This window comes from Gordonia sp. SCSIO 19800, assembly GCF_018132775.1.
Classification (GTDB): Bacteria; Actinomycetota; Actinomycetes; order Mycobacteriales; family Mycobacteriaceae; genus Gordonia; species Gordonia hongkongensis.
Genome location: NZ_JAGRQM010000009.1, coordinates 1 through 21,918, shown reverse-complemented (window position 1 = coordinate 21,918; position 21,918 = coordinate 1). Strand labels below are relative to the sequence as shown.

Sequence of the window (21,918 nt, the reverse complement as noted above, 5' to 3'; positions counted from 1 at the left end):
TCAGCCCCGCAACGCGACGGCGAACAGGTCGAGCGAGTCGTCGATGTCGTACACGCCGGAATCGACGACGTCGAAATCTGCGGCGACCACGCCGGCGACATCCGCGGCCAGCTCGTCCGGCCAGGGCACGCCGGCGAGCGCACGCTCGATCTGGGCGTCGATGAGCGAACCGCCCCATTTGGTGTCCAGGGCGCGAAGGCGCGGTCCGTGCACGACTCCCCACATCGCGTCGATCACGAAGCCGCCGTCGAGAAGCAGTTCGGTGAGTTCGGCCGCGTCGAGCTCACGAGTGTGGAAGGGGTTGAGCGGTGTGTCGCGACCGGGGGAGAAGGTGATGCGGTTGGGCGTCGACATGACCAGGACCCCGCCCGGACGCAGCACGCGATGGCATTCGGCGACGAATCGCGGCTGATCCCAGAGGTGTTCGATGACCTGGAAGTTGACCACGATGTCGACCGAGGCGTCGGCGAGGGGGAGGTCGACGAGGTTGCCCTGGTGGACGACGAGCTGGGGATAGCGGCGTCGGGTGTGTTCGACCGCGGCGGCGTCGTAGTCGACGCAGACCACCGACGACGCCCCGGCGTCGGCGATCATCGCGGCGCCGTACCCCTCACCGGAGCCGGCTTCGAGGACGTCGTGGCCCGCGCACCGGTCGGCGATGTGGCGGTAGGCGATCTCGTGGCGCCGGAACCAGTAGTTCTCGGCGGGAATCCCCGGGACCGTCCGCTCGCCGGTCAGCGCCAATTGCTGGTCGGTGTCGAGCGCCTCGAGACCAGTGGTTGCCGTCCCGCGCGACGATCCGAGGTCTGCGTCAGTCATCTGACAGAGAGTAGGGCATGCCCCGGGGACCGCCGGGGCCGTCGTACCGAGCGAGCGAACGGTAGCGTGCATTGTGTGAGGTAGTCGATGTTTAGTGGAAACATAGGAGACGCTAAAGTGGTGGGGACCCATGGCCTTACCCGCCGGTAAGTTGCCGAACCCGATGCAGGAGGTCGACGTAGACCCATGACAAACATTGTCGTACTGATCAAGCAGGTTCCCGACACATGGTCCGAGCGCAAGTTGTCCGACGACGACTACACCCTGGACCGTGAGGCCGCCGACGCCGTCCTGGACGAGATCAACGAGCGCGCCGTCGAGGAAGCGCTGAAGATCAAGGAGGCCGACGGCGGTGAGGTCACCATCCTGACGGCGGGTCCCGAGCGCGCCACCGACGCCATCCGCAAGGCCCTGTCCATGGGCGCCGACAAGGCGATCCACATCAAGGACGACCTCATGCACGGCTCGGACGCGGTCCAGACCGCCTACGTGCTGGCCCGGGCGCTCGGCACGGTCGAGGGTGTCGAGCTGGTCATCGCCGGCAACGAGGCCACCGACGGTCGCGTCGGCGCCATCCCGGCCATGATCGCCGAGTACCTCGAGCTCCCGCACCTGACCCACCTGCGCAAGCTGACCCTGGAGGGCGAGACCCTCAAGGGCGAGCGGGAGACCGACGACGGCATCTTCCACGTCGAGGCCAGCCTGCCGGCCATCGTCAGCGTGAACGAGAAGATCAACGAACCGCGCTTCCCCTCCTTCAAGGGCATCATGGCCGCCAAGAAGAAGGAGGTCACCGTCCTGACCCTCGCCGAGATCGACGTCGAGGCAAGCGATGTGGGCCTGGAGAACGCCGGCTCGGTCGTGACGGCGAACACCCCGAAGCCGCCGAAGACCGCGGGCGAGCGCGTCACCGACGAAGGCGACGGCGGCACCAAGGTCGCCGAGTACCTGGTCGGCCAGAAGATCATCTGACCTTCTCCACGCAGACCACCGGCGAACCCCCAGACATTCAGGAGAAAACCACCATGGCAGAAGTACTCGTTCTCGTGGAACAGGACGCCGAAGGCGCCCTGAAGAAGGTCACCAGCGAGCTCATCACCGCCGCCCGCGCACTCGGCACCCCGTCGGCGGTCGTCGTCGGCAAGCCCGGCTCGGCCGACGGCATCCTCGACGGACTCAAGGAGGCCGGCGCGGAGAAGATCTACGTCGCCGAGTCCGACGATGCGGGTAGTTACCTCATCACCCCGCAGGTCGACGTGCTGGCCTCGATCGCCGAGACCGCCTCGCCGGCCGGCATCCTCGTCGCGGCCACCGCCGACGGCAAGGAGATCGCCGGCCGCTTGGCCGTGCGCCTCGGCTCGGGCGTCCTGGCCGACATCGTCGACGTCAAGGAAGGCGGCGTGGGCATCCACTCCATCTTCGGTGGCGCCTACACCGTCGACGCCCAGGCCAAGGGCGAGGTCCCGGTCTTCTCGATCCGCCCCGGTGGCGTCGAGGCCGCGCCGCAGGCCGGCGCCGGTGAGCGTGTCGACGTCGAGGTCCCGGCTCAGGAAGAGGGCGCGGTCAAGATCACCAAGGTCGAGCCGAACGTGGGCGGCGATCGTCCCGAACTGACCGAGGCGTCGATCGTCGTCTCGGGTGGTCGCGGTGTTGGCAGCGCCGAGAAGTTCTCCGTCGTCGAAGAACTCGCCGACGTGCTCGGTGCCGCCGTGGGCGCTTCGCGCGCGGCGGTCGACTCCGGTTACTACCCCGGTCAGTTCCAGGTCGGTCAGACCGGTAAGACCGTGTCGCCGCAGCTGTACGTCGCCCTGGGCATCTCGGGCGCCATCCAGCACCGCGCCGGCATGCAGACCTCGAAGACGATCGTGGCCGTCAACAAGGACGAAGAGGCCCCGATCTTCGAGATCGCCGACTACGGCGTCGTCGGCGATCTGTTCAACGTCGCTCCGCAGCTGACCGAAGAGGTCAAGAAGCGCAAGTGATCATGAACTGATCAACTGCAGAACCCGGTGACCCCCGACTCCCCGTCGGGGGTCACCGTGCGTTCGGGGGTCGTTCACCCGCAGGTGGCCGTGGCGAGGCCTGTTCATCCGGTGGCGGCCCGAGTTCATCGAACCCGCACCGACACGACACGCTGCGGTGGTCCCGCCGATGCCCGGTCTCGTTTTCATTCGAGTCATGAACGCCATGCAGTCGCCAGTCCGCACCAGCCATGTCGCGCGCGCTCGGTTCTCGCGGGCCGTGCCGACGATCCTGCTCACCGCGGGACCCATCCGGGTCCTCGTGTCCGACGAGCCCGCCGACATCGTCGCCGCCCAGGAACTGCGGTATCGCGTCTTCGCCGACGAGCCCGGCTTCTCCAACCGCATCGGTGACGCGGTCACCGGACGGGATGCCGACCGGTTCGACGCCTTCTGCGAGCACCTCATCGTCCGCCACACCGACGACGGGGTCGTCGGGTGTGCGCGCCTGCTCTCCCCGGCGCGGGCGATCGCCGCCGGCGGCTGGTACTCGGCCACCGAGTTCGACCTCCGCGAGATGAACGACATCGTCTCCGCCACCGTCGAATTGGGTCGGGCGTGTGTCCACTCCGAGTACCGCGACGGGTCGGTCACCGCGCTGATGTGGGCGGCGCTGCTGCAGTACATGGACGACGCCGACCTGCGATACCTGATGGGCTGTGTGTCGGTGCCCCTGCACACGCCGGGTGAATGGCTGCCGGGGTCGTCGCTGCGCGCCCTGCGCGACCGTCTGCGCGACGACCACCAGGACCCCGAGCGCCGTGCACACCCGCTGGCGCCGGCGCGCATCGGCGGACGCCTGCTCGACGACATCGTGCCGTCCGACACGGTCGCGATGCCGGCGCTGATGCGTGGATACCTCCGCCTCGGCGCCCGCATCTGTGGGGAGCCGGCGGTCGACGACGTCTTCGACGTCGCGGACTTCCTGACCCTGCTCGACCGCGAAGGGGCCAACAAGCGATACCTCGACCGGCTGCGATCGAGTGCCCGACGGCTGGGTTCGGCCCGCGCGGATGCCACGCCGGAGCCCGGGGGCGCGGCACGATGACCGCCCTGCTGGTCGGTCCGGTCGGACCTCGCTCCGAGCGTCCCCGACGCGAACACGCCGCGTGTCCGCCTGCCCGCCCGGCCGGCGCGCTCGCGCACCCGTGGTTCCCGATCAGCATCTGTGGCGACGGTTGCATCGGTGCACCGCGGGCCGGGCGGTTCGACGCGGTCTTCGGCGCGACGATCGTCGCGTGGCGTCTGTGCCGACTCGTCGTGGTCGTGGTGTGGATCGTCTGGGCGGCGCTGACCACCGGGGCGGTGGCGCGGCTGCGTCGTCGTCCGCCGCGTCCCCTGCGTCGATCCGCGTCGGGTGCACTGCTGGCGGCCCTGGGCATCGCCGTCCGCGTCGAGGACCGGCGCTGTGGCCCGACCCGCGCCGGACTCGTGGTCGCCAACCACATCTCGTTCCTCGATGTCTTGGCGCTCGCGCTGATCAGCCCTGCTGACGTGGTGGCCAAATCCGATGTCGTCGGGATGCCGGTGGTGTCGTCCCTCGCGCGCCGGTTCGGCGTCATCGCCGTCGACCGCGGCACACTCCGCGGTCTGCCGGGGACGGTCGGCGACGTGGCCGGGCGGCTGCACCGCGACTCGTCGGTGATCGTGTTCCCCGAGGGCACCACGTACTGCGGCCGCTCGGCCGGTGCATTCCGACCCGCGTTCTTCCAGGCCGCGATCGATGCGGACGTGCCGGTCGTGCCGGTGAGGTTGCGTTTCGTCGGCAGCGACGGGACCACCGCGACGGCACCGAGTTTCATCGGCGCCGACACCCCCGCCGACACGCTGCGGCGGGTCCTGCGGGCGCGTGGTCTCGTCGTCACGATGGTCATCCACCCGCCCGAGGAACCCGGCGCAGATCGTCGCGAGCTGGCGCGTCGGTGTGAGCGCGTCGTGGCGGGGCGGTTCCCGGCCGCGGAAAGTGACATCACCCGTTCCCTGATATAGGTTTTCCGGTAGCCGTCCGCAGCTCTGCGGACGATCAACCGCGTACCCCCAGGAGGCCGACGATGACGTCCACTCAGACCCGAGAAGCCGCGCGCGCCAAGTTCTTCGAACTCCGGGACGTCGACGGCCGAGTTGACGACGCCGACCTCGACACCGTGTGGGCGGGACTGTCGCCGCTGCGGCCCGAGGAGATGCTCGGCGCATGGAAGGGCGGCGAGTTCACCACCGGGCACGCGATCAACGGCGCGCTCGCCAAGGCCAACTGGTTCGGCAAGACGTTCACCTCACGCAGCGACGTCCAACCGCTGGTGTGCCGCGACGAGAACGGCAACCTCTACTCCAACACCACACTCGGCAAGGGCGAGGCCAGCCTGTGGGCGATCGAGTTCCGCGGCGAGATCACCGCATCGATGGTCTACGACGGTCAGCCGGTCATCGACCACTTCAAGCGCGTCGACGACACCACGGTGATGGGGATCATGAACGGCAAAGGCGGAGTCATCGACGGCCGTCACTTGTACTTCTACCTCGAGCGGGTCTGAGGCGGGCTGTCGTTCCGCGTCCGATCGCGGAATTTGTCGGCGACCTACGCGCGTTTATCCTTGCTAGCGATGCCCGTGCCAAGCCGACCGCCCGTGAAGGCGCCTGTCTACCTCGACCACGCCGCTTCGACGCAGATGCTGCCCGAAGCCGTCGAGGCGATGACGGCCGTCTTCGCGCAGCCGGGTAACGCCTCGTCGCTGCACGGATCCGGTCGCACCGCACGTCGTCGGCTCGAGGAGGCGCGCGAGGCCATCGCCGCGGCGGTCGGTGCCCGGCCCTCCGAGGTCGTCTTCACCGGCGGCGGCACCGAGGCCGACAACCTGGCGGTCAAGGGGATCTACTGGGCACAGCGGAACGCCGATCCCCGCCGTCGCCGGATCATCACCTCGGCGATCGAACATCACGCCGTCCTCGACCCCGCGCAGTGGCTGGCCGAGCAGGCCGGAGCCGAGCTCGTCCTGCTCCCGGTCGACGCCGACGGTGTCGTCTCGCCCGCCGACCTGCGCGCGGAGCTCGAGGAGCACGCTGCCGAGACCGCTCTCATCTCGCTGATGTGGGCCAACAACGAGGTCGGCACGATCCAGCCGATCGCCGAGCTCGCCGCGGTCGGGTCCGAATTCGGCGTCCCGGTGCATTCCGACGCGATCCAGGCCGTCGGCCATCTGCCGGTCGATTTCGCCGCGAGCGGCCTCTCGGCGCTCAGCCTGACCGCCCACAAGTTCGGCGGCCCGCAGGGTGTCGGTGCCCTGCTGCTGGGTCGCGACGTCGGATGCGTGCCGCTGCTGCACGGCGGCGGCCACGAACGCGACGTGCGCTCGGGAACGCAGGACGTCGCCGGTGCGGCCGGGATGGCCGCGGCACTGTCGTGGTGCGTCGAGCACCTCGACGAGAACACCGCGCACGTCCGCGCCCTGCAGACCCGGCTGACCGACGTCCTCCTCGGCGTCGACGGAACGGTGCGCAACGGTGCCGACGGCGATCGTCGCCTCCCGGGGAACGTGCACGTGTCGTTCGCCGGTTGTGAGGGTGACTCGCTGCTCATGCTTCTCGACGCCAAGGGCGTCGAGTGTTCCACCGGATCGGCCTGCACCGCCGGGGTCGCCCAGGCCAGCCATGTCCTCCTGGCGATGGGTCTGGACATGGCCGACGCGCGGTCGTCGCTGCGGTTCTCCCTCGGCCACACCACCACCGAGGCCGACATCGACGCGGTCGCCGCGGTCATCGACGAGGTCGTCGACCGGGCGCGGGCGGCCGGACTGGTCTCGGTCCCCGGCGGAAGGATCTCCTGATGCGCGTATTGGCAGCGATGAGCGGCGGCGTCGACTCGGCGGTTGCCGCGGCCCGGGCGGTCGAGGCCGGTCACGAGGTGGTCGGAGTTCATCTGGCGTTGTCGACGGCTCCGGGTGCGCTGCGCACCGGTTCGCGCGGATGCTGCTCGCGCGAGGACGCCTCCGACGCCCGCCGCGCCGCCGATGTCCTCGGAATCCCGTTCTACGTGTGGGATTTCGCCGACCGGTTCAAGGACGATGTGATCGACGAGTTCGTCGAGGCCTACGCGGCCGGACGCACCCCGAACCCGTGTCTGACGTGCAACGAGAAGATCAAGTTCGCGGCCCTCGCCGACAAGGCGATGGCGCTCGGCTTCGACGCGCTGGCCACCGGTCACTACGCGCAACTGACCGACGGCGAGTTACGACGAGCGGTCGACGCCGACAAGGACCAGTCGTATGTGCTGGCCGTGCTGACGCGTGATCAGCTGTCGCGGGCGATGTTCCCGATCGGTGACACTCCGAAGTCCGAGATCCGGGCCGAGGCGGCCCGGCGCGGCCTGGCCGTCGCGGACAAGCCGGACTCCCACGACATCTGCTTCATCCCGAGCGGCGATACCCGCGCGTTCCTCGGCGCCCGCATCGGCGTCCGGCCGGGCGCGATCGTGGACGCGACGTCGGGCGAGCGCCTCGCCGAGCACGACGGGGTCCACGGTTTCACCATCGGGCAGCGCAAGGGCCTGGGGGTCGAGGCGCCGGCCGCCGATGGCAAGCCCCGCTATGTCACCGAGATCGACCCGGGTTCGGGGACGGTGACGGTCGGGACGGCTGCCGACCTGCAGGTCTGGGGCATCACCGCGACGCGCGCGGTGTGGACCTCCGGCGTCACTCCGGACGAACCCTTCGACGCGATGGTGCAGGTCCGAGCCCACGGCGGGCTCGCGCCGGTGCGCGCGACCGCCACCACGATCGACGGTGAACCCGCCATCGACATCGCGCTGCAGGAGCCGCTCACCGGCGTCGCCCGCGGTCAGGCCGCGGTGCTGTACCTGCCCGATGCCCGACGCGGCGACCAGGTCGTCGGGTGCGGACGCATCGCCACCACCTCATCGCAGCCGACTGTCGTCGCATCTCGGTGACCGGAGCGGCACTGCCCACCGGAGTGGGCACCGGCGTGGGGTCGATGCCCGGCACCGACGCACGTGCGGCCGCCGCGGTGGTGAACGGGGAACTCGATCTCGCTCACCTCGTCGAACTGCCCGCGCGAGGTATCGGTGCGGATCTGATCGGCCGGATGGCGGCGATCCTCGTCGACCTGCCGATGGACACCGCGACATGGGGTTACCGGCTGGCGCAACGCCACTCCCGCCTGGCCCGACGCGCCGCGGACCTGCTTGCCGAGGACCTCGACGTCGTCGAGGAACTCTGGGAGACAGCGGGTTTCATCGGTACCGGCCGCACCTTCAAGGTGCAGGTGGCCGGTCCGTTCACCACCTCGGCATCTGTCGAGCTGACGAACGGGCAACGAGTCCTGAAAGACCACGGAGCCGTCCGCGACATCGTCGAGTCGACGGCGGAGGGTGTGCGCGAGCACGTCGCCGAGGTGGAACGCCGACTTGGTGCGCGCGTGGTGGTCCAGATCGACGAGCCGATGGTCGGCCAGGTCATCGACGGCACGGTGAAGCCACTGACCCGCTTCGACCCCATCCGGGCGATACCGGCGGTCGAGGTGGCTCGCGCACTCACCGAACTCGTCGACCACGTCGGCGTCCCGGTGGTCGTGCACGATTGCGGCACACCGCGGTGGGACCTCCTCGAACATCTTCCCGGGGTTGCGTATTCGATCGACATCACCACACCGTCGGCGACCGATCTCGACGGGATCGGGATGCTCGTCGACCGCGGCGGCGTCCTGCTCGCAGGTCGTGTGCCGTCGACCGCGCCCGATCGTCCGCTGGCCGCCGAACACGTGGCGACCGAACTCGCCGCGCTGACCGACCGCATCGGGCTGGACCGCAAAGTGTTGTCGGACAACGTGATCGTGACGCCGACCTGTGGTCTGGCCGGCGCGTCGGCGAAGTGGGCCACGACGGCCTTGGCGATCACCGCGGAGGCCGGTCAGCTGCTCGGCAGCGATCCCTCCGCGCTCTGAAAACCCCTGCGGGTCCGACGTCGCGGACCTATTCTCGTCGGTATGCCGCACCCGATCATGTTCGACGACGCGGATCCCTATCTGGGCCGCATACGGGAGATCGCGCTCGCGCTGCCCGACGCAACCGAGGTCGTCGCGCACGGTCGCCCGACCTTCCGCTGCGGCAAGATGTTCGGCAACTACGGCGGTGGCGTCAAGGGCAGCAAGGTGCGTCACGATCAATCGATCCCGGTCCTCGCCGACGACTCCGAGCGGCCCGCGCTGCTGGACGATCCGCGGTTCTTCCTGCCCGCCTACCTCGGGCCGGCCGGCTGGGTGGGGCTGATCCTCGACGACGAGACCGACTGGGACGAGGTCGCCGAACTCCTCGACACGAGTTACCGCCAGATCGCACCCAAACGGTCGGTGGCGAAGCTCGGTCCGTTGTGATCGTCGGCGCGGAAACTCCCGCGGCCCCGTCTCCGTCCCGCTGATCGGATCTCATCAGCGAAAGGGGAGCAGTACCGCGCGAACGAGGCATCGGTTGACGAGCTGGGTCTGTCCCACCACTCCGATACCCTCGGAACGTGGCAGATACAACGGAGTCGGGTCAGCCGGTCACCGAGCAGTCGGGGCCGGAGGCGGACCTGCGTGAGGAGTGGACCGCACTCGCCGAGGAGATCCGCGAGCACCAGTTCCGCTACTACGTGAAGGACGCGCCGGTCATCACCGACGGCGAGTTCGATCTGCTCCTCCGACGCCTGCAGGCGCTCGAGGATGCGTATCCCGAACTCGCGGCCGCCGACTCACCCACCAAGCTCGTCGGGGGCGGCTTCTCCACGGCGTTCTCCCCGGTGGACCACCTCGAGCGAATGATGTCGCTGGACAACGTCTTCGACCACGACGAGATGCGCGCCTGGGTCGACCGCGTGGTCGCCGACGCCGGCGCCCGGGCCGACTTCCTCTGCGAGCTCAAGATCGACGGCGTGGCCCTGGCGCTGGTCTACCGGAACGGGGTTCTCGAACGAGGTGTCACCCGTGGCGACGGACGCACCGGTGAGGACGTCTCACTGAACGCGCGCACCATCGACGACATCCCGATGCGCCTGACCGAGTCTGCGGGGTACCCGATTCCCGAGGTCCTCGAGGTCCGTGGCGAGGTCTTCTTCCGGGTGGAGGACTTCGAGGCGCTCAACGCCTCGCTCGTGGCGGAGGGCAAGCCGCCGTTCGCGAATCCGCGCAACTCGGCCGCCGGCTCGCTGCGGCAGAAGAATCCGCAGGTCACGGCCCGTCGCAAGCTGCGGATGATCTGTCACGGGATCGGGCACACGGAGGGCTGGCGACCGGAGTCGTTGCACGACGCCTACCTGGCGCTCGGGGCCTGGGGTCTGCCGGTGTCGACCCACACCACCAAGGTGTCCGGCGCCGACGAGATCATCGACAAGATCGCCTACTGGGGCGAGCACCGTCACGACGTCGAGCACGAGATCGACGGCATCGTGGTCAAGGTCGACGACGTCACGGTGCAGCGCCGCCTCGGTTCCACCTCGCGGGCGCCGCGGTGGGCGATCGCCTACAAGTACCCGCCCGAGGAGGCCACCACCAAGCTCTCCGACATCCAGGTCAACGTCGGACGCACGGGCCGGGTCACACCCTTCGCAGTTCTCGAACCCGTGCTCGTCGCCGGGTCCACGGTCTCGCGTGCGACCCTGCACAACGGTTCGGAGGTCAAGCGCAAGGGTGTGCTGATCGGTGACACCGTCACCATACGCAAGGCGGGGGACGTGATCCCCGAAGTCCTCGGGCCGGTCGTCGATCTCCGCGACGGCACCGAGGTGGAGTTCGAGATGCCCGAACTGTGCCCGGCCTGCGAGACGCCGCTGCGGCCGGAGAAGGAGAGCGACGCCGATCTCCGCTGTCCGAACCAGGAGAGTTGTCCGGCCCAGTTGCGCGAGCGGCTCTTCCACCTGGCCGGTCGGGGTTCTTTCGACATCGAGGCGCTCGGCTACGAGGCCGCGTCGGCCCTGCTGTCGGCGGGGGTGCTCACCAACGAGGGTGACCTCTTCTCGCTGACGGCCGAGGACCTGATCCGCACGGATCTGTTCACCACCAAGGCGGGGGCGCTCTCGGCCAACGGCAAGCGGTTGCTGGCGAACCTCGACAAAGCCAAGGACGTGGCGCTGTGGCGCGTGCTGGTCGGGCTGTCGATCCGCCATGTCGGGCCCACCGCCGCCCGCGCCCTCGCCACCGAATTCGGTTCCCTCGAGGCCATCGAGGCCGCCGACATCGACCAGCTCGCCGGCGTAGAGGGGTTGGGAATGACCCTCGCCCAGTCGATCCACGACTGGTTCACCGTCGACTGGCATCGAGACATCGTCGAGAAGTGGCGCGCCGCAGGCGTTTCCATGGAAGACGAGCGCGACGAGTCGATCCCGCGGACCCTCGAGGGCAAGACGATCGTCGTGACGGGTTCGCTGGTGGACTTCTCCCGTGACGGGGCCAAGGAGGCGATCCTGCAACGCGGCGGCAAGGCGTCGGGTTCGGTGTCGAAGAAGACCGACTACGTGGTGGTGGGGGATTCGCCGGGCACCAAGGCCGACAAGGCCGAACAGCTCGGCGTGCCGGTGCTCGACGAGGACGCGTTCAAGAAGTTGCTGGAGACCGGCAGCCCCGAGTGACCGTCGATCAGCCCAGAGCGGACTCGAACGCGCGGAAGGCACGCTGGTCGAAAAGGACGAAACGGACCTCCTCGATCGAGGTCTCCGGCAGCGTGGCACGCACCGTGTCGACCGCTTTGCGGGCGCCGTCGTTCATCGGCCAGCCGTAGACGCCGGTCGAGATCGCCGGGAAGGCGATGGTGGTGGCACCGAGTTCGGTTGCGACGCGCAGTGACTCGCGGTAGCAGGAGACGAGCAGGGATGAGCGGTCCTCGTCGTAGGAGTGCACCGGTCCGACCGTGTGGATGACCCAACGTGCGTCGAGGTCTCCCGCCGTGGTGGCCACGGCCTCGCCGACAGGTAGTCCACGTTCGTAGGTGCCCGCCCGCAGCTCCTTGCACTCGGCGAGGATCGCCGGGCCGCCCCGCCGGTGGATCGCGCCGTCGACACCGCCGCCGCCCAGCAGTGTGGAGTTCGCGGCATTCACGATCGCGTCGACCGACTGTGTCGTGATGTCGCCCTGTATCAACGTGATGGACGTCATCAGACCATGATGCCTCCGGATCGACCGGCTGTGGCTAACTCTCGGCGCGCAGCACGGTACTGACGATCCCGGCGAGATAACCGAGTCGGGCGACCTCCGACGGCCGGAAGTCCGGTCCGCCGATGCGTCCGAGCAGGATCGCCCTCGACTCCGATCCCAGGGGAGCCGCCGCGAGACGGGTGTCCATGTCCTGCCAGGCACCGGGCACCCAGTCGCCGTCGGCGTCCAGCTCGACGGCTCTCTCGAGCGGTAGCCAGTCCGCCCTGGTCAGCGGGGTCTCCGGGGCGCCGGACGAGCCGAAGAGCTGCAGCACGCCGCCGCTGGCCGGTGTGACCACCATCGCCCAGGAGACGCGCAGGACGCGGGGCGCGTTGTCCACCAGGATCTGCAACCGGTCACGTCCGGCAGTGGCCACCTGATCGACCAACTCGAGTTCACGATGGGTGTCCAGCACGCCCGAGTAGGGGCGGATCGAGTCGACACGGACGCCGTTGACCTTCTCGGCCGCGGTGATCAGGCTGTCGGGCAGCGCCCCGGGCGCCACCTCGACGACGAGGTCGTCCACGGCGTAACCGTTGCCGCGCTCGACGACCTCGAGGGACAGGATGTCTGCGCCGACCGAGCCGAGCTGCACGGCGAGCACGCCGAGGCTGCCCGGCCGGTCTTCGAGATAGACCCGCAACAGGTAGGACACGTGCGACATTCTCGCACCCACGCGCGCGCGGCGCGCAGTGCACGGCTGCCAACCGGTGGCTGGGGGAAGCGGTCGTCGCGGGTTCCCATAGTCTGGAGACGTCGCCCAGACGCCGACACGACATCGGTCGACGACGCGGCGGGGACGACGAGACCCGAACGAACAGTGATGGAAGGAAGGACGCTGCGGTGGCTGGCGAACCGAAGTCCATATCGCGCAACGAAGTCGCGCATCTGGCGCGTCTGTCGCGCCTGGCGTTGAGCGAGGACGAACTCGATGTCTACGCCGAGCAGCTGGACTCGATCCTGACCCACGTCGCGTCGGTGTCGGAAGTGGCCGCCGACGACGTGCCCGGCACGGCCCACCCGGCCGAACTGGCGAATGTGCTGCGCCCCGATGTCGTCGTCCCGGGGCTGACGACCGACGCCGCGCTGTCCGGTGCACCGGCCGTCGAGCAGGACCGTTTCGCGGTTCCGCAGATCCTGGGAGAAGAGCAGTGAGTCCCGATTCCAGCGCCCCCGGATCCCATGTCGCCGCGCCGCGTCCCGACGGTGATCTGACCGGATTGTCCGCCGCCGAACTCGCCACCCGGATCGGTGCCCGCGAGGTCAGCTCGGTGGAGGTCACCCAGGCCCACCTCGACCGCATCGCCGAGATCGACGACCAACTCGGCGCGTTCCTCCACGTCAGTGGCGCCGAAGCGCTGGTCGCCGCGAAGGCCGCCGACGACGCGATCGCCGCCGGGGACGCCCCGTCGGCCCTCGCGGGTGTACCGATCGCCCTCAAGGACGTCTTCACCACCACCGACGCACCCACCACGTGCGGCTCCAAGATTCTCGAGGGTTGGGTTCCGCCCTACGACGCCACGGTCACCGCACGCCTGCGCGCCGCGGGCATCCCGATCCTGGGCAAGACCAACATGGACGAGTTCGCGATGGGCAGCTCGACCGAGAACTCCGCCTACCAGCTCACCCGGAACCCGTGGGATCCCAGCAAGATCCCGGGTGGTTCGGGGGGTGGCAGCGCCGCCGCGCTGGCCTCGTACCAGGCCCCGCTGGCGATCGGTACCGACACCGGGGGCTCGATCCGGCAGCCGGCCGCGGTCACCGCGACGGTCGGCGTCAAGCCCACGTACGGCACGGTCTCGCGCTACGGGCTCGTGGCGTGCGCCTCGTCGCTCGACCAGGGCGGCCCGTGTGGCCGTACCGTCCTCGACACCGCGATGCTGCACGAGATCATCGCCGGGCACGACCCGCGGGACTCGACCTCGATCGATGTGCCGGTGCCCGACGTCGTCTCGGCCGCCCGCGAAGGGGCCGAGCGGGATCTCGCCGGCGTCCGGATCGGTGTCGTCACCGAACTGCAGGGCGAGGGCTACCAGTCCGGCGTGCTCGACTCTTTCCACCAGGCCGTCAAGCTCCTCGAGGAGCGCGGCGCCGAGGTGGTCGAGGTCAGCTGTCCGCACTTCACCTACGCGCTGGGCGCCTACTACCTCATCCTCCCGTCGGAGGTGTCGTCGAACCTCGCGCGGTTCGACGCGATGCGCTACGGACTGCGGGTCGGCGACGACGGCTCGCATTCGGCCGATGAGGTCATGGCTCTGTCCCGGGAGCAGGGATTCGGTCCAGAGGTCAAGCGCCGCATCATGATCGGGACCTACGCGTTGTCCTCGGGCTACTACGACGCCTACTACGGTCAGGCGCAGAAGGTGCGCACCCTGATCGCGCGTGACTTCGCCACCGCCTTCGAGAAGGTCGACGTGCTCATCTCGCCGACCACGCCGACCACCGCGTTCCCGATCGGGGAGAAGGTCGACGACCCGCTCGCGATGTACCTGTTCGACCTGTGCACGCTGCCGGTGAACCTCGCCGGCATCGGGTCGATGTCGGTGCCGTCGGGGCTGTCGGTCGACGACGGCATGCCCGTCGGGCTGCAGATCATGGCGCCCGCCCTGGCCGACGACCGGCTGTACCGCGTGGGAGCGTCGTACGAAGCGGCTCGGGGGCCGATCGTCTGACGACCGGGGCGGCGTGCCGTCCTCGGTGCACGCCGCCGCGGGCCGTCAGTTCCGCATCGGCTGCGGCGGTCCGGACTGTTCCGACCCATACCGGTGGCCGACCCCGGCCGCACCGTCGAGTGCGCCGAGAAGGTCGATGCTCGTCTGTACGAAACTGACCACGGGTAGCCACGGCGCCGACGGGACCCGCGGACCGCGGATGTGGGTGTCCTCGGTCGCGCGGTGCGGCCTCCACAGTCCGGCGGGTGACCAGCGCACGACGGGGTCGCTGGAATTGGCGAGAACCGTTCGCGAGGTGCGGGAATCCGGAGCGACGGTGCCCGCCGGCGGCGCGACCAGCACGGTCTCGTCGAGCAGAGCGGGGCGCTCGTTCTCCAGCCATACCCGGGCGGCGTCGGCGCCCACGGCACCGAGACTCTGCCCGTAGAGGATCACCCGCGGACGTTCGCGGTCGGGAACACCGTCGAGGACGGCCGCCAGTGCCGACACCACCGCGATCGCCGAGTCCGCCGATCGGGAGCGGTCGGACACGAAGGCCTGCCACGACGGCACGTCGTCGTAGGGGAGTGCGAGAACCCGGACGTCGCCGGCGAACCGGCTCTCGAAACCGTCGACCGCTGCCGGGTCGACCCATCCCGATCCGGTCGGCACGGCAACGACAACCGCCCGCGTCGACAGTCCGCCCGAACGCGCCCACGTCCGCACGAGTTGTGCAGCGGCGCGGTCGAATCCATCGGTGCTCAGCTCCCCGCGGGCCAGGACGTCCGAATGCGTCGCCACCGTCGTCGACGACGCCGGCACCGGCTGTTCGTCGGCGCCGGCGTCGGCGGGTGCCAGCAGTCCCGCAGTGAGGGCGACTGCGCCGGCCGCGAGCAGAGCGCAGCTGCGCGGGACGGCGACGATCGCCAGGACGATGACGGCCGGCGGGATCGTGGCCGCCGCGCCCCACCCGAGCCCGACGGGGGCGACGTCGACCGCCGCACGGATGAGGTTCTGCCACCAGACCGCCACGCCGACCGCGCATCCGAGGATCACCAGGCAGGAGCAGAACACGACGCGCCGTGCCTGGTCGTCCGGCTGTCGCCGGCTGCGCCGGGCGACGATCATCCCGATGATCGCACCCAGGGCGCCGAATGCCGCTGTCACGATCGCGGTCGTCGTCGCGTCCCGGGGCAGCGTGCCCGGATAGACCGCCATGAGGTAACCGAGGGTCACCGCGACACTGATCGCGGGATGCGGCCACGATCGGAACGGGCCGTCACGCAGCCAACGGGCGTCTCGGTACTTCGTCATCGCCGCACCTCGCGCTCGTCGGGATCGACCAGGGCGCGCTCGACGGTCGTGCGGACCAAGGCCGACAACGACTCGCCCCGGGCCGGGGGACCGCCGTACTGCCGCCACGTGTTCCACGCCAACCCGATCCGAGCGCCATGCGCGGCTGTCGTGCACGCAGGCGTCCGGCAGGACGCGTACATCCGGTCGATCAGCATGCGGTCCAGCGCGATCCGGGCCCACGCTCCGAGCGGTTTGCCGTTTCGCTGCGCCGCCCGCAACAGGTCGTAGCCGAGATCGTGGGTGCGGCACAGCGGGGTGAAGTGCGGTGGCAACGGAACCGGCGACGAGCAGTCCCCATCCGGGTCGATCGGGTATCCGTCGACGATCCGCGGGGAGTACCCCTGCGCCACGACGAAGGACGGCGGAAGGGACGCCAGTGCGGTGGCCGGGTGCGGTCCCACGAGGGCGACGACCACGGCCGCGTAGGGATTGGTCGCATCGGCCGCCGGCGCCGTCACCGCCGGGCTCGGTGCTGCGAGGAGCGGGCCTGCGACGGCGTGTGCGGTCGAGACCCACTGGCCGGTGACGAGTACGGCCAGGGTGAGCATCGCCGCCCACCACCGCGACCGTCGTCGGCGAGTGGTTGCGGAGAGATCGCGGTGCTGGTGTAAGACGTTGTCCGACGGAAGCTTTCGGATGTTCTCTGATCCGGTCATGAGCATCGACGCTATGAGTCCGGATTCGGCCGGCACATCGCTCCGCGGGACCGGCCGCGGTCGTCCCCAGGCCGGTTCGTCGGCGCCGAAACGCTACGACGGTAGCGGGTCGTCTCCCTCGGAAGTATGAGGTCTTCGAGCGGTCGGCGAGCCTAGGGTGAGGGCATGTTCGGATACCGCAAGAAGCTCCGCGCGGTGGGGGCGTCCTCACTCGAATGGGCCTCGACCGCCCCGGTGGCCCAGGACCCCGCGGTGCGCCACTACTTCTCGTCGCGCCTCAACTGGTTCTTCCTGTTCGTGGCGCTGGTCATGTACTCGGTCGCCTGGCCGACGCTGCCGATCACCCACTCGATGCCGGTGTTCGTGCTACCCGTGGTCGCTGCCTTCGCGGCCCTGCCGATCGCCCTCGCGTGGTCGGCCCCGTTGCTGGGGTGGGCGATCTCGGTGGTCTCTGCCCAACTCATCGGCATCGTCGTCCCGACCCGGGGCGGGTGGGAGCTGACGATCCAGGTCACCCACCTGATCGAACTGCTGGTCCTCACGTTCATGGCCTTCCTCAAGTGCCCGCTGCGATGGATTCCGGTGGTCTGGGTCTCGACGTCGATCGTCATCGCCTTCGCCGTGCAACCGACCGCGCGCGTCGGGTGGGTCTTCGGGATCTCGGTGCTCGCGGTCGTGGTCGCGTTGCTGCGCGGACTGATGGCTTCGCGCCGGCAGTTGGCGGTGCGCACCGAGCAGACCGAGGCCGCCGAAGCCGAGGCGGCCGTACTCCAGGAGCGGGCGCGCATCGCCCGGGACCTGCACGATGTGGTCGCGCACCGGATGTCGATGGTGGTGGTGATGTCACAGACCGCCAGATATCGCCTGCCGGATGTGAGCCCTTCTGCCGCAGCGGAATTCGACGCCATTGCGGAGGCGGCACGTACGTCCCTCGACGAGGTCCGGCAGTTGCTCGGGGTCCTGCGCGTCGAGGGTGCGGATGCTTCGGCGGCACCCAATCCCGGTTTGGCCGAACTCGATTCGCTGGTCACCGAGACACGCCGCGCGGGTGCCGAGGTCGTGCTGAACCTGGCCATCGACGCCGACGACGTCGGTGAATCGGCCGCGCTGGTGATCTATCGGATCGTGCAGGAGTCGCTGGCCAATGCCACCCGGCACGCCCCCGGCGGGCGCGTGGACGTCGAGGTGAGGCGCGGGGACGATGATCTCGTCGACGTCGCCGTGGTCAACACGGCCGCGACCGCTGAACCATTGCAGATCGGCGGGAGCGGAGTGGGTATCCCCGGGATGATCGATCGCGCTCAGGCGGTGGGTGGTTCGCTGGTCGCCGCCCCCACATCGACCGGCGGGTTCGCGGTACGCGCTCGCATCCCGGCGACGCCGCGCCGGGACGTCGTCGTGCCCGAGCCGATCGTGACCTCCACGGGTTCCGGTGAGCCGTCGTCACGACGACGGTAGCGTGACGGCGTGCCGATCACCGTAGTCATCGCAGATGACCAGGCCATGGTGCGTCAGGGCTTTTCGGCGCTGCTCGCCGCGCAACCCGACCTCTCGGTCCTCGGCGATGCCGCCGACGGGGTCGAGGCCGTCGAGGTGTGTCGTCGGGTGCGTCCCGACGTCGTGCTGATGGATGTGCGGATGCCGCGCAAGGACGGACTGTGGGCCGCGGAGCAGATCCTCGCGTCGTCTGCCGAACCGCCCACGCGCGTGTTGATGCTGACGACCTTCGACATCGACGACTACGTGTACGAGGCGCTGCGCATAGGGGCATCGGGATTCTTGCTGAAGGATGCGCCCGCCGAAGAGCTGGTGCGAGCGGTCCGCGTCGTGGCCGCGGGTGAGGCGTTGCTGGCACCGTCGATCACACGGCGGCTGATCACCGAGGTCACCGCCAGGCGCCGGCGGCCGGCGCGGGATCAGAAGCTCGACACGCTCACCCCGCGGGAGCGCGAGGTGCTCGACCTGGTGGCCGACGGCAAGTCCAACGCGGAGATCGGCGCGGACCTGTTCGTGACCGAGCAGACGGTGAAGACCCATGTGAGCAGTCTCCTGAACAAACTCCGGCTCCGGGATCGGGCGCAGGCCGTCGTGTTCGCCTACGAGAACGGCATCAAGTGATTTCGCGACCAGCGCCGGGCTCGTCGGGGCACTAGATTGGGGTTGCTCGGGCAGGTTGACCGATGACGACAGGGAGGGTGGTCTCACCAGTGGCCAAGAGGTTCGGCATTCTGACGTCCGGGGGAGACTGCCCCGGACTGAACGCGGTCATCCGCGGCGCAGTGCTCAAGGGTGAGACCGTGTACGGCCACGAGTTCGTCGGCTTCCGGGACGGCTGGGCCGGACTGGTCTACGGCGACATCGTCGAATTGAACCGGTCGACGGTCCGCGGCCTGTCGAACCAGGGCGGCACCATTCTCGGCACGAGCCGGTTCGGTCCCTACTCCGAACCCGACGGCGGTCCCGAGAACATCAAGAAGGTGTTGAAGAACCTCGAGATCGACGGCGTGATCGCGATCGGCGGCGAGGGCACGGCGGCGGCGTCGAAGCGGTTGTTCGACGACGGCATCAACATCGTCGGGGTTCCCAAGACCATCGACAACGACATCGCCGCCACCGACTACACCTTCGGGTTCAACACCGCGGTGGAGATCGCGACCGAGGCCATCGACCGCCTCCGCACCACCGGCAACTCGCACAAACGGTGCATGGTCCTCGAGGTCATGGGTCGCCATGCCGGCTGGATCGCCCTGCACTCCGGGATCGCCGGCGGCGCCCACGTCATCCTGATCCCGGAGAACCCCGAGAGTCTCGACCAGATCTGTGCCTGGGTCACCAGCGTCAAGTCGCGCGGCCGTTCGCCGATGGTCGTCGTCGCCGAGGGGTTCAAGCTCCCGGAGATGAAGGAGGCGTACTCCACCAAAGGCCTCGACGGTTTCAACCGCCCCCGACTCGGTGGTGTGGCCGAGGTGCTCGCCCCGCTCATCGAGGAGCGGACCGGGATCGAGACCCGGGCCACCATCCTCGGCCACATCCAGCGCGGCGGCGTGCCGTCGGCCTACGACCGGGTGCTCGCGACCCGCATGGGGATGGCGACCGCCGACCTCGTCGCCGAGAAGGGCTGGGGGCAGATGGTCGCGCTTCACGGCACCGACATCGCCCGGATCACCTTCGACGAGGCACTCGGTGAACTGAAGACGGTGCCGTTGGATCAGTACAAGGAGATCCGGGTCATCTTCGGCTGAGCGACTCCGGGCCGTCAGGCCACCGGGGTGACCGTCGCGGCCGGCTCGCGCGGGATGATGATCCAGAGCGCCAGGTAGATCAGGACCTGGGGTCCGGGCAGCAGCATCGACAGGATGAACAGCACGCGGATGAGCGTCGGATCCCAGCCCCAACGTTGCGCGATACCACCGCAGACACCGCCCAGCCACGAGTTGCTGCGCGAACGCATCAGGCGGGGGCCGCTGTAGGCGGGTTGCGGGGTGGTCATCTCGTCCTCCTGTGTGGATTGTGGTCCGGCGTCGTTCGCCGGTGACATCCACGCTACGAGCGGGTCCGGCTCCCGGCATCGGTGATCACCCTGAACGTGCCCCTGGGATATCGCCGCATAAACTGGCCGCTATGACTTCCGCAGCCGTCGACCTGTTGGACTACGACGAGGTGCTTGCCGCATTCGATCCGGTGATGGGTCTCGAGGTGCACGTCGAGCTGGGCACCGCGACCAAGATGTTCTGCGGGTGCCCCACCGAGTTCGGCGCCGACCCGAACACCCAGGTGTGCCCGGTGTGTATCGGACTGCCGGGTTCGCTCCCGGTCGCCAACGCCAAGGCCATCGAGTCCGCGATCCGCATCGGCCTCGCGCTGAACTGCTCCATCCGGCCGTCGAGCGTCTTCGCGCGGAAGAACTACTTCTACCCGGATCAGCCGAAGAACTACCAGATCTCGCAGTACGACGAGCCGATCGCCTACGACGGTTTCCTCGACGTCGTGCTCGGCGACGGCACCACCTGGCGGGTCGAGATCGAGCGCGCCCACATGGAGGAGGACACCGGCAAGTCGCTGCACATCGGCGGCTCGACGGGTCGAATCCACGGCGCGAGTCATTCGCTGCTCGACTACAACCGCGCGGGCGTGCCGCTCGTCGAGATCGTGACGCGGCCCATCGAGGGCGCGGGGGAACGCGCGCCCGAGGTCGCCCGGGCCTACGTGTCGGCGCTGCGCGACCTGCTCAAGTCGCTGGACGTGTCGGACGTGCGTATGGACCAGGGGTCGATGCGCTGCGATGTGAACCTGTCGCTGAAGACGAAGGACGCCACCGAATTCGGTACGCGCACCGAGACCAAGAACGTCAACTCGCTCAAGAGCGTCGAGGTGGCGGTTCGCTACGAGATGCGCCGTCAGGCCGCCATCCTGGAGGCCGGCGGCGAGATCGTCCAGGAGACGCGGCACTTCCACGAGACCGACGGCACCACGTCGGCCGGGCGCCGCAAGGAGACCGCCGAGGACTACCGCTACTTCCCGGAGCCGGATCTGCCTCCGGTGCAGCCGGATTCGGCGTGGATCGAGGAGTTGCGGGCGAACTTGCCCGAGCTGCCGTGGCTACGTCGCGCCCGCATCCAGGAGGACTGGGGAGTCTCCGACGAGGTCATGCGTGACCTCGTCAACGTCGGCGCGGTCGATCTCATCATCGCCACCGTCGACGCCGGAGCAGCACCCGAGGCGGCGCGCGGCTGGTGGGTGTCCTTCCTTGCGCAACAGGCCAATTCTCGCGGAGTCGAACTCGCCGACCTGTCCATCACGCCGGCGCAGGTCGCCGAGATCATCGGCCTGGTCGACGAGGGCAGACTCACGACCAAGCTGGCGCAGCAGGTCGCGACCGCCGTCCTCGACGGTGAGGGTGAGCCCGCTCAGATCGTCGCCGACCGCGGCCTCGAGGTGGTTCGGGACGATTCCGCGCTCCAGAAGGCCGTCGACGACGCGCTCGCCGCCAACCCCGACATCGCCGACAAGATCCGCGGCGGGAAGGTCCAGGCCGCCGGCAAGATCGTCGGAGACGTCATGAAAGCGACTCGCGGACAAGCAGACCCGGCCCGCGTCAAAGAACTCGTCATCGCGGCCTGTTCCTGAGGGCGCAGCCCCTCTGCTCCCTGATCCGAAAGACGACATAACCATTGCTCCCTGAGGTGCGAGGAGCGCCAGCGACGAGCCACGAAGGGCCTGGTGAGACAGGTTGCGGAGCCCTTC

Annotated in this window: 22 protein-coding genes; 16 read left to right on the top strand and 6 right to left on the bottom strand. The window is 69.1% G+C overall.

What is annotated here, in order from left to right:
• Positions 1 to 819 carry a bifunctional 2-polyprenyl-6-hydroxyphenol methylase/3-demethylubiquinol 3-O-methyltransferase UbiG gene (locus tag KB201_RS12250; RefSeq protein WP_211539371.1) on the bottom strand — a complete coding sequence of 273 codons (819 nt, stop codon included), beginning with the start codon at positions 817 to 819 and terminating at the stop codon, positions 1 to 3.
• Between the two features lie 186 nt (positions 820 to 1,005).
• Here KB201_RS12250 and KB201_RS12245 point away from each other — a divergent pair, with 186 nt between their 5' ends.
• The 10 genes from KB201_RS12245 (at position 1,006) to ligA (ending at position 11,449) form a co-directional block, all read left to right on the top strand.
• A complete protein-coding gene (locus tag KB201_RS12245) occupies positions 1,006 to 1,791 on the top strand; it encodes an electron transfer flavoprotein subunit beta/FixA family protein (RefSeq protein ID WP_004019278.1) in 786 nt (261 codons plus the stop codon).
• Positions 1,792 to 1,844: 53 nt separating this feature from the next.
• Complete coding sequence (locus tag KB201_RS12240; protein ID WP_068970697.1) at positions 1,845 to 2,801, top strand: electron transfer flavoprotein subunit alpha/FixB family protein; 957 nt, start codon at positions 1,845 to 1,847, stop codon at positions 2,799 to 2,801.
• Positions 2,802 to 2,901: 100 nt separating this feature from the next.
• Positions 2,902 to 3,888, top strand: a complete 987-nt coding sequence (locus KB201_RS12235) for a GNAT family N-acetyltransferase (protein WP_211539442.1) — start codon at positions 2,902 to 2,904, stop codon at positions 3,886 to 3,888.
• Positions 3,885 to 4,829, top strand: coding sequence for a 1-acyl-sn-glycerol-3-phosphate acyltransferase (locus tag KB201_RS12230; protein ID WP_211539370.1), 945 nt, complete (start codon positions 3,885 to 3,887; stop codon positions 4,827 to 4,829). The genes KB201_RS12235 and KB201_RS12230 overlap by 4 nt, the downstream gene beginning before the upstream one ends.
• A 62-nt stretch (positions 4,830 to 4,891) precedes the next feature.
• Entirely contained in the window at positions 4,892 to 5,371 is a 480-nt protein-coding gene (locus KB201_RS12225) for a DUF4334 domain-containing protein (RefSeq protein ID WP_159371154.1), read from the top strand.
• 69 nt (positions 5,372 to 5,440) lie between these two features.
• Complete coding sequence (locus tag KB201_RS12220) at positions 5,441 to 6,661, top strand: cysteine desulfurase family protein (protein ID WP_211539369.1); 1,221 nt, start codon at positions 5,441 to 5,443, stop codon at positions 6,659 to 6,661.
• Positions 6,661 to 7,779, top strand: a complete 1,119-nt coding sequence (gene mnmA, locus KB201_RS12215; protein ID WP_211539368.1) for a tRNA 2-thiouridine(34) synthase MnmA — start codon at positions 6,661 to 6,663, stop codon at positions 7,777 to 7,779. The genes KB201_RS12220 and mnmA overlap by 1 nt, the downstream gene beginning before the upstream one ends.
• Positions 7,776 to 8,792, top strand: a complete 1,017-nt coding sequence (locus tag KB201_RS12210; RefSeq protein ID WP_211539441.1) for a vitamin-B12 independent methionine synthase — start codon at positions 7,776 to 7,778, stop codon at positions 8,790 to 8,792. The genes mnmA and KB201_RS12210 overlap by 4 nt, the downstream gene beginning before the upstream one ends.
• 42 nt (positions 8,793 to 8,834) lie before the next feature.
• Positions 8,835 to 9,221, top strand: coding sequence for an MmcQ/YjbR family DNA-binding protein (locus tag KB201_RS12205; protein WP_211539367.1), 387 nt, complete (start codon positions 8,835 to 8,837; stop codon positions 9,219 to 9,221).
• Positions 9,222 to 9,358: 137 nt separating this feature from the next.
• Positions 9,359 to 11,449, top strand: coding sequence for an NAD-dependent DNA ligase LigA (gene ligA, locus KB201_RS12200; RefSeq protein ID WP_211539366.1), 2,091 nt, complete (start codon positions 9,359 to 9,361; stop codon positions 11,447 to 11,449).
• Positions 11,450 to 11,456: 7 nt separating this feature from the next.
• Here ligA and KB201_RS12195 read toward each other — a convergent pair whose 3' ends face one another.
• Both KB201_RS12195 and KB201_RS12190 read right to left on the bottom strand, forming a co-directional pair.
• Positions 11,457 to 11,972: an O-acetyl-ADP-ribose deacetylase gene (locus tag KB201_RS12195; RefSeq protein ID WP_068971731.1), complete on the bottom strand. Its 516-nt coding sequence runs from the start codon at positions 11,970 to 11,972 to the stop codon at positions 11,457 to 11,459.
• A 34-nt stretch (positions 11,973 to 12,006) separates the two neighbouring features.
• Positions 12,007 to 12,675, bottom strand: a complete 669-nt coding sequence (locus KB201_RS12190) for a hypothetical protein (RefSeq protein ID WP_058252155.1) — start codon at positions 12,673 to 12,675, stop codon at positions 12,007 to 12,009.
• 179 nt (positions 12,676 to 12,854) lie between these two features.
• Between KB201_RS12190 and gatC the strand changes: the two genes are divergently transcribed.
• Complete coding sequence (gene gatC / locus KB201_RS12185) at positions 12,855 to 13,166, top strand: Asp-tRNA(Asn)/Glu-tRNA(Gln) amidotransferase subunit GatC (protein ID WP_065632687.1); 312 nt, start codon at positions 12,855 to 12,857, stop codon at positions 13,164 to 13,166.
• Complete coding sequence (gatA, locus tag KB201_RS12180; RefSeq protein WP_058252153.1) at positions 13,163 to 14,683, top strand: Asp-tRNA(Asn)/Glu-tRNA(Gln) amidotransferase subunit GatA; 1,521 nt, start codon at positions 13,163 to 13,165, stop codon at positions 14,681 to 14,683. Before gatC ends, gatA begins: the two co-directional genes overlap by 4 nt.
• Before the next feature lie 45 nt (positions 14,684 to 14,728).
• Here the strand turns inward: gatA and KB201_RS12175 are convergent, their stop codons facing one another.
• Together KB201_RS12175 and KB201_RS12170 are read right to left on the bottom strand one after the other, a co-directional pair.
• On the bottom strand, positions 14,729 to 15,976 hold the full coding sequence (locus tag KB201_RS12175; protein WP_205333478.1) for an alpha/beta-hydrolase family protein: 1,248 nt from the start codon (positions 15,974 to 15,976) through the stop codon (positions 14,729 to 14,731).
• Complete coding sequence (locus tag KB201_RS12170; RefSeq protein ID WP_249145396.1) at positions 15,973 to 16,680, bottom strand: hypothetical protein; 708 nt, start codon at positions 16,678 to 16,680, stop codon at positions 15,973 to 15,975. The genes KB201_RS12175 and KB201_RS12170 overlap by 4 nt, the downstream gene beginning before the upstream one ends.
• A 159-nt stretch (positions 16,681 to 16,839) precedes the next feature.
• On the opposite strand from KB201_RS12170, the gene KB201_RS12165 reads away from it, so the two are divergent.
• From KB201_RS12165 to KB201_RS12155, 3 genes are all read left to right on the top strand, one after another.
• Entirely contained in the window at positions 16,840 to 18,132 is a 1,293-nt protein-coding gene (locus KB201_RS12165) for a sensor histidine kinase (protein ID WP_058252150.1), read from the top strand.
• A 9-nt stretch (positions 18,133 to 18,141) separates the two neighbouring features.
• Positions 18,142 to 18,792, top strand: coding sequence for a response regulator transcription factor (locus tag KB201_RS12160; protein ID WP_058252149.1), 651 nt, complete (start codon positions 18,142 to 18,144; stop codon positions 18,790 to 18,792).
• An 89-nt stretch (positions 18,793 to 18,881) separates the two neighbouring features.
• The gene (locus tag KB201_RS12155) at positions 18,882 to 19,916 is read left to right on the top strand and encodes a 6-phosphofructokinase (protein WP_058252148.1); all 1,035 of its coding nucleotides are present in this window, start codon (positions 18,882 to 18,884) and stop codon (positions 19,914 to 19,916) included.
• A gap of 14 nt (positions 19,917 to 19,930) precedes the next feature.
• On the opposite strand, the gene KB201_RS12150 is transcribed toward KB201_RS12155, so the two are convergent.
• The gene (locus tag KB201_RS12150) at positions 19,931 to 20,164 is read right to left on the bottom strand and encodes a PspC domain-containing protein (protein WP_058252197.1); all 234 of its coding nucleotides are present in this window, start codon (positions 20,162 to 20,164) and stop codon (positions 19,931 to 19,933) included.
• Between the two features lie 131 nt (positions 20,165 to 20,295).
• On the opposite strand from KB201_RS12150, the gene gatB reads away from it, so the two are divergent.
• On the top strand, positions 20,296 to 21,801 hold the full coding sequence (gene gatB, locus KB201_RS12145) for an Asp-tRNA(Asn)/Glu-tRNA(Gln) amidotransferase subunit GatB (protein ID WP_078112932.1): 1,506 nt from the start codon (positions 20,296 to 20,298) through the stop codon (positions 21,799 to 21,801).
• Positions 21,802 to 21,918: the final 117 nt, after the last annotated feature.

Excerpts from the sequence above, each read along its gene's own strand:
- KB201_RS12250 (WP_211539371.1), bottom strand. The coding sequence starts at position 819 with ATGACTGACGCAGACCTCGGATCGTCGCGCGGGACGGCAACCACTGGT.
- KB201_RS12245 (WP_004019278.1), top strand. The coding sequence starts at position 1,006 with ATGACAAACATTGTCGTACTGATCAAGCAGGTTCCCGACACATGGTCC.
- KB201_RS12240 (WP_068970697.1), top strand. The coding sequence starts at position 1,845 with ATGGCAGAAGTACTCGTTCTCGTGGAACAGGACGCCGAAGGCGCCCTG.
- KB201_RS12230 (WP_211539370.1), top strand. The coding sequence starts at position 3,885 with ATGACCGCCCTGCTGGTCGGTCCGGTCGGACCTCGCTCCGAGCGTCCC.
- KB201_RS12225 (WP_159371154.1), top strand. The coding sequence starts at position 4,892 with ATGACGTCCACTCAGACCCGAGAAGCCGCGCGCGCCAAGTTCTTCGAA.
- KB201_RS12220 (WP_211539369.1), top strand. The coding sequence starts at position 5,441 with ATGCCCGTGCCAAGCCGACCGCCCGTGAAGGCGCCTGTCTACCTCGAC.
- mnmA (WP_211539368.1), top strand. The coding sequence starts at position 6,661 with ATGCGCGTATTGGCAGCGATGAGCGGCGGCGTCGACTCGGCGGTTGCC.
- KB201_RS12205 (WP_211539367.1), top strand. The coding sequence starts at position 8,835 with ATGCCGCACCCGATCATGTTCGACGACGCGGATCCCTATCTGGGCCGC.
- KB201_RS12195 (WP_068971731.1), bottom strand. The coding sequence starts at position 11,972 with ATGACGTCCATCACGTTGATACAGGGCGACATCACGACACAGTCGGTC.
- KB201_RS12190 (WP_058252155.1), bottom strand. The coding sequence starts at position 12,675 with ATGTCGCACGTGTCCTACCTGTTGCGGGTCTATCTCGAAGACCGGCCG.
- KB201_RS12175 (WP_205333478.1), bottom strand. The coding sequence starts at position 15,976 with ATGACGAAGTACCGAGACGCCCGTTGGCTGCGTGACGGCCCGTTCCGA.
- KB201_RS12170 (WP_249145396.1), bottom strand. The coding sequence starts at position 16,680 with ATGCTCATGACCGGATCAGAGAACATCCGAAAGCTTCCGTCGGACAAC.
- KB201_RS12165 (WP_058252150.1), top strand. The coding sequence starts at position 16,840 with ATGTTCGGATACCGCAAGAAGCTCCGCGCGGTGGGGGCGTCCTCACTC.
- KB201_RS12150 (WP_058252197.1), bottom strand. The coding sequence starts at position 20,164 with ATGACCACCCCGCAACCCGCCTACAGCGGCCCCCGCCTGATGCGTTCG.
- gatB (WP_078112932.1), top strand. The coding sequence starts at position 20,296 with ATGACTTCCGCAGCCGTCGACCTGTTGGACTACGACGAGGTGCTTGCC.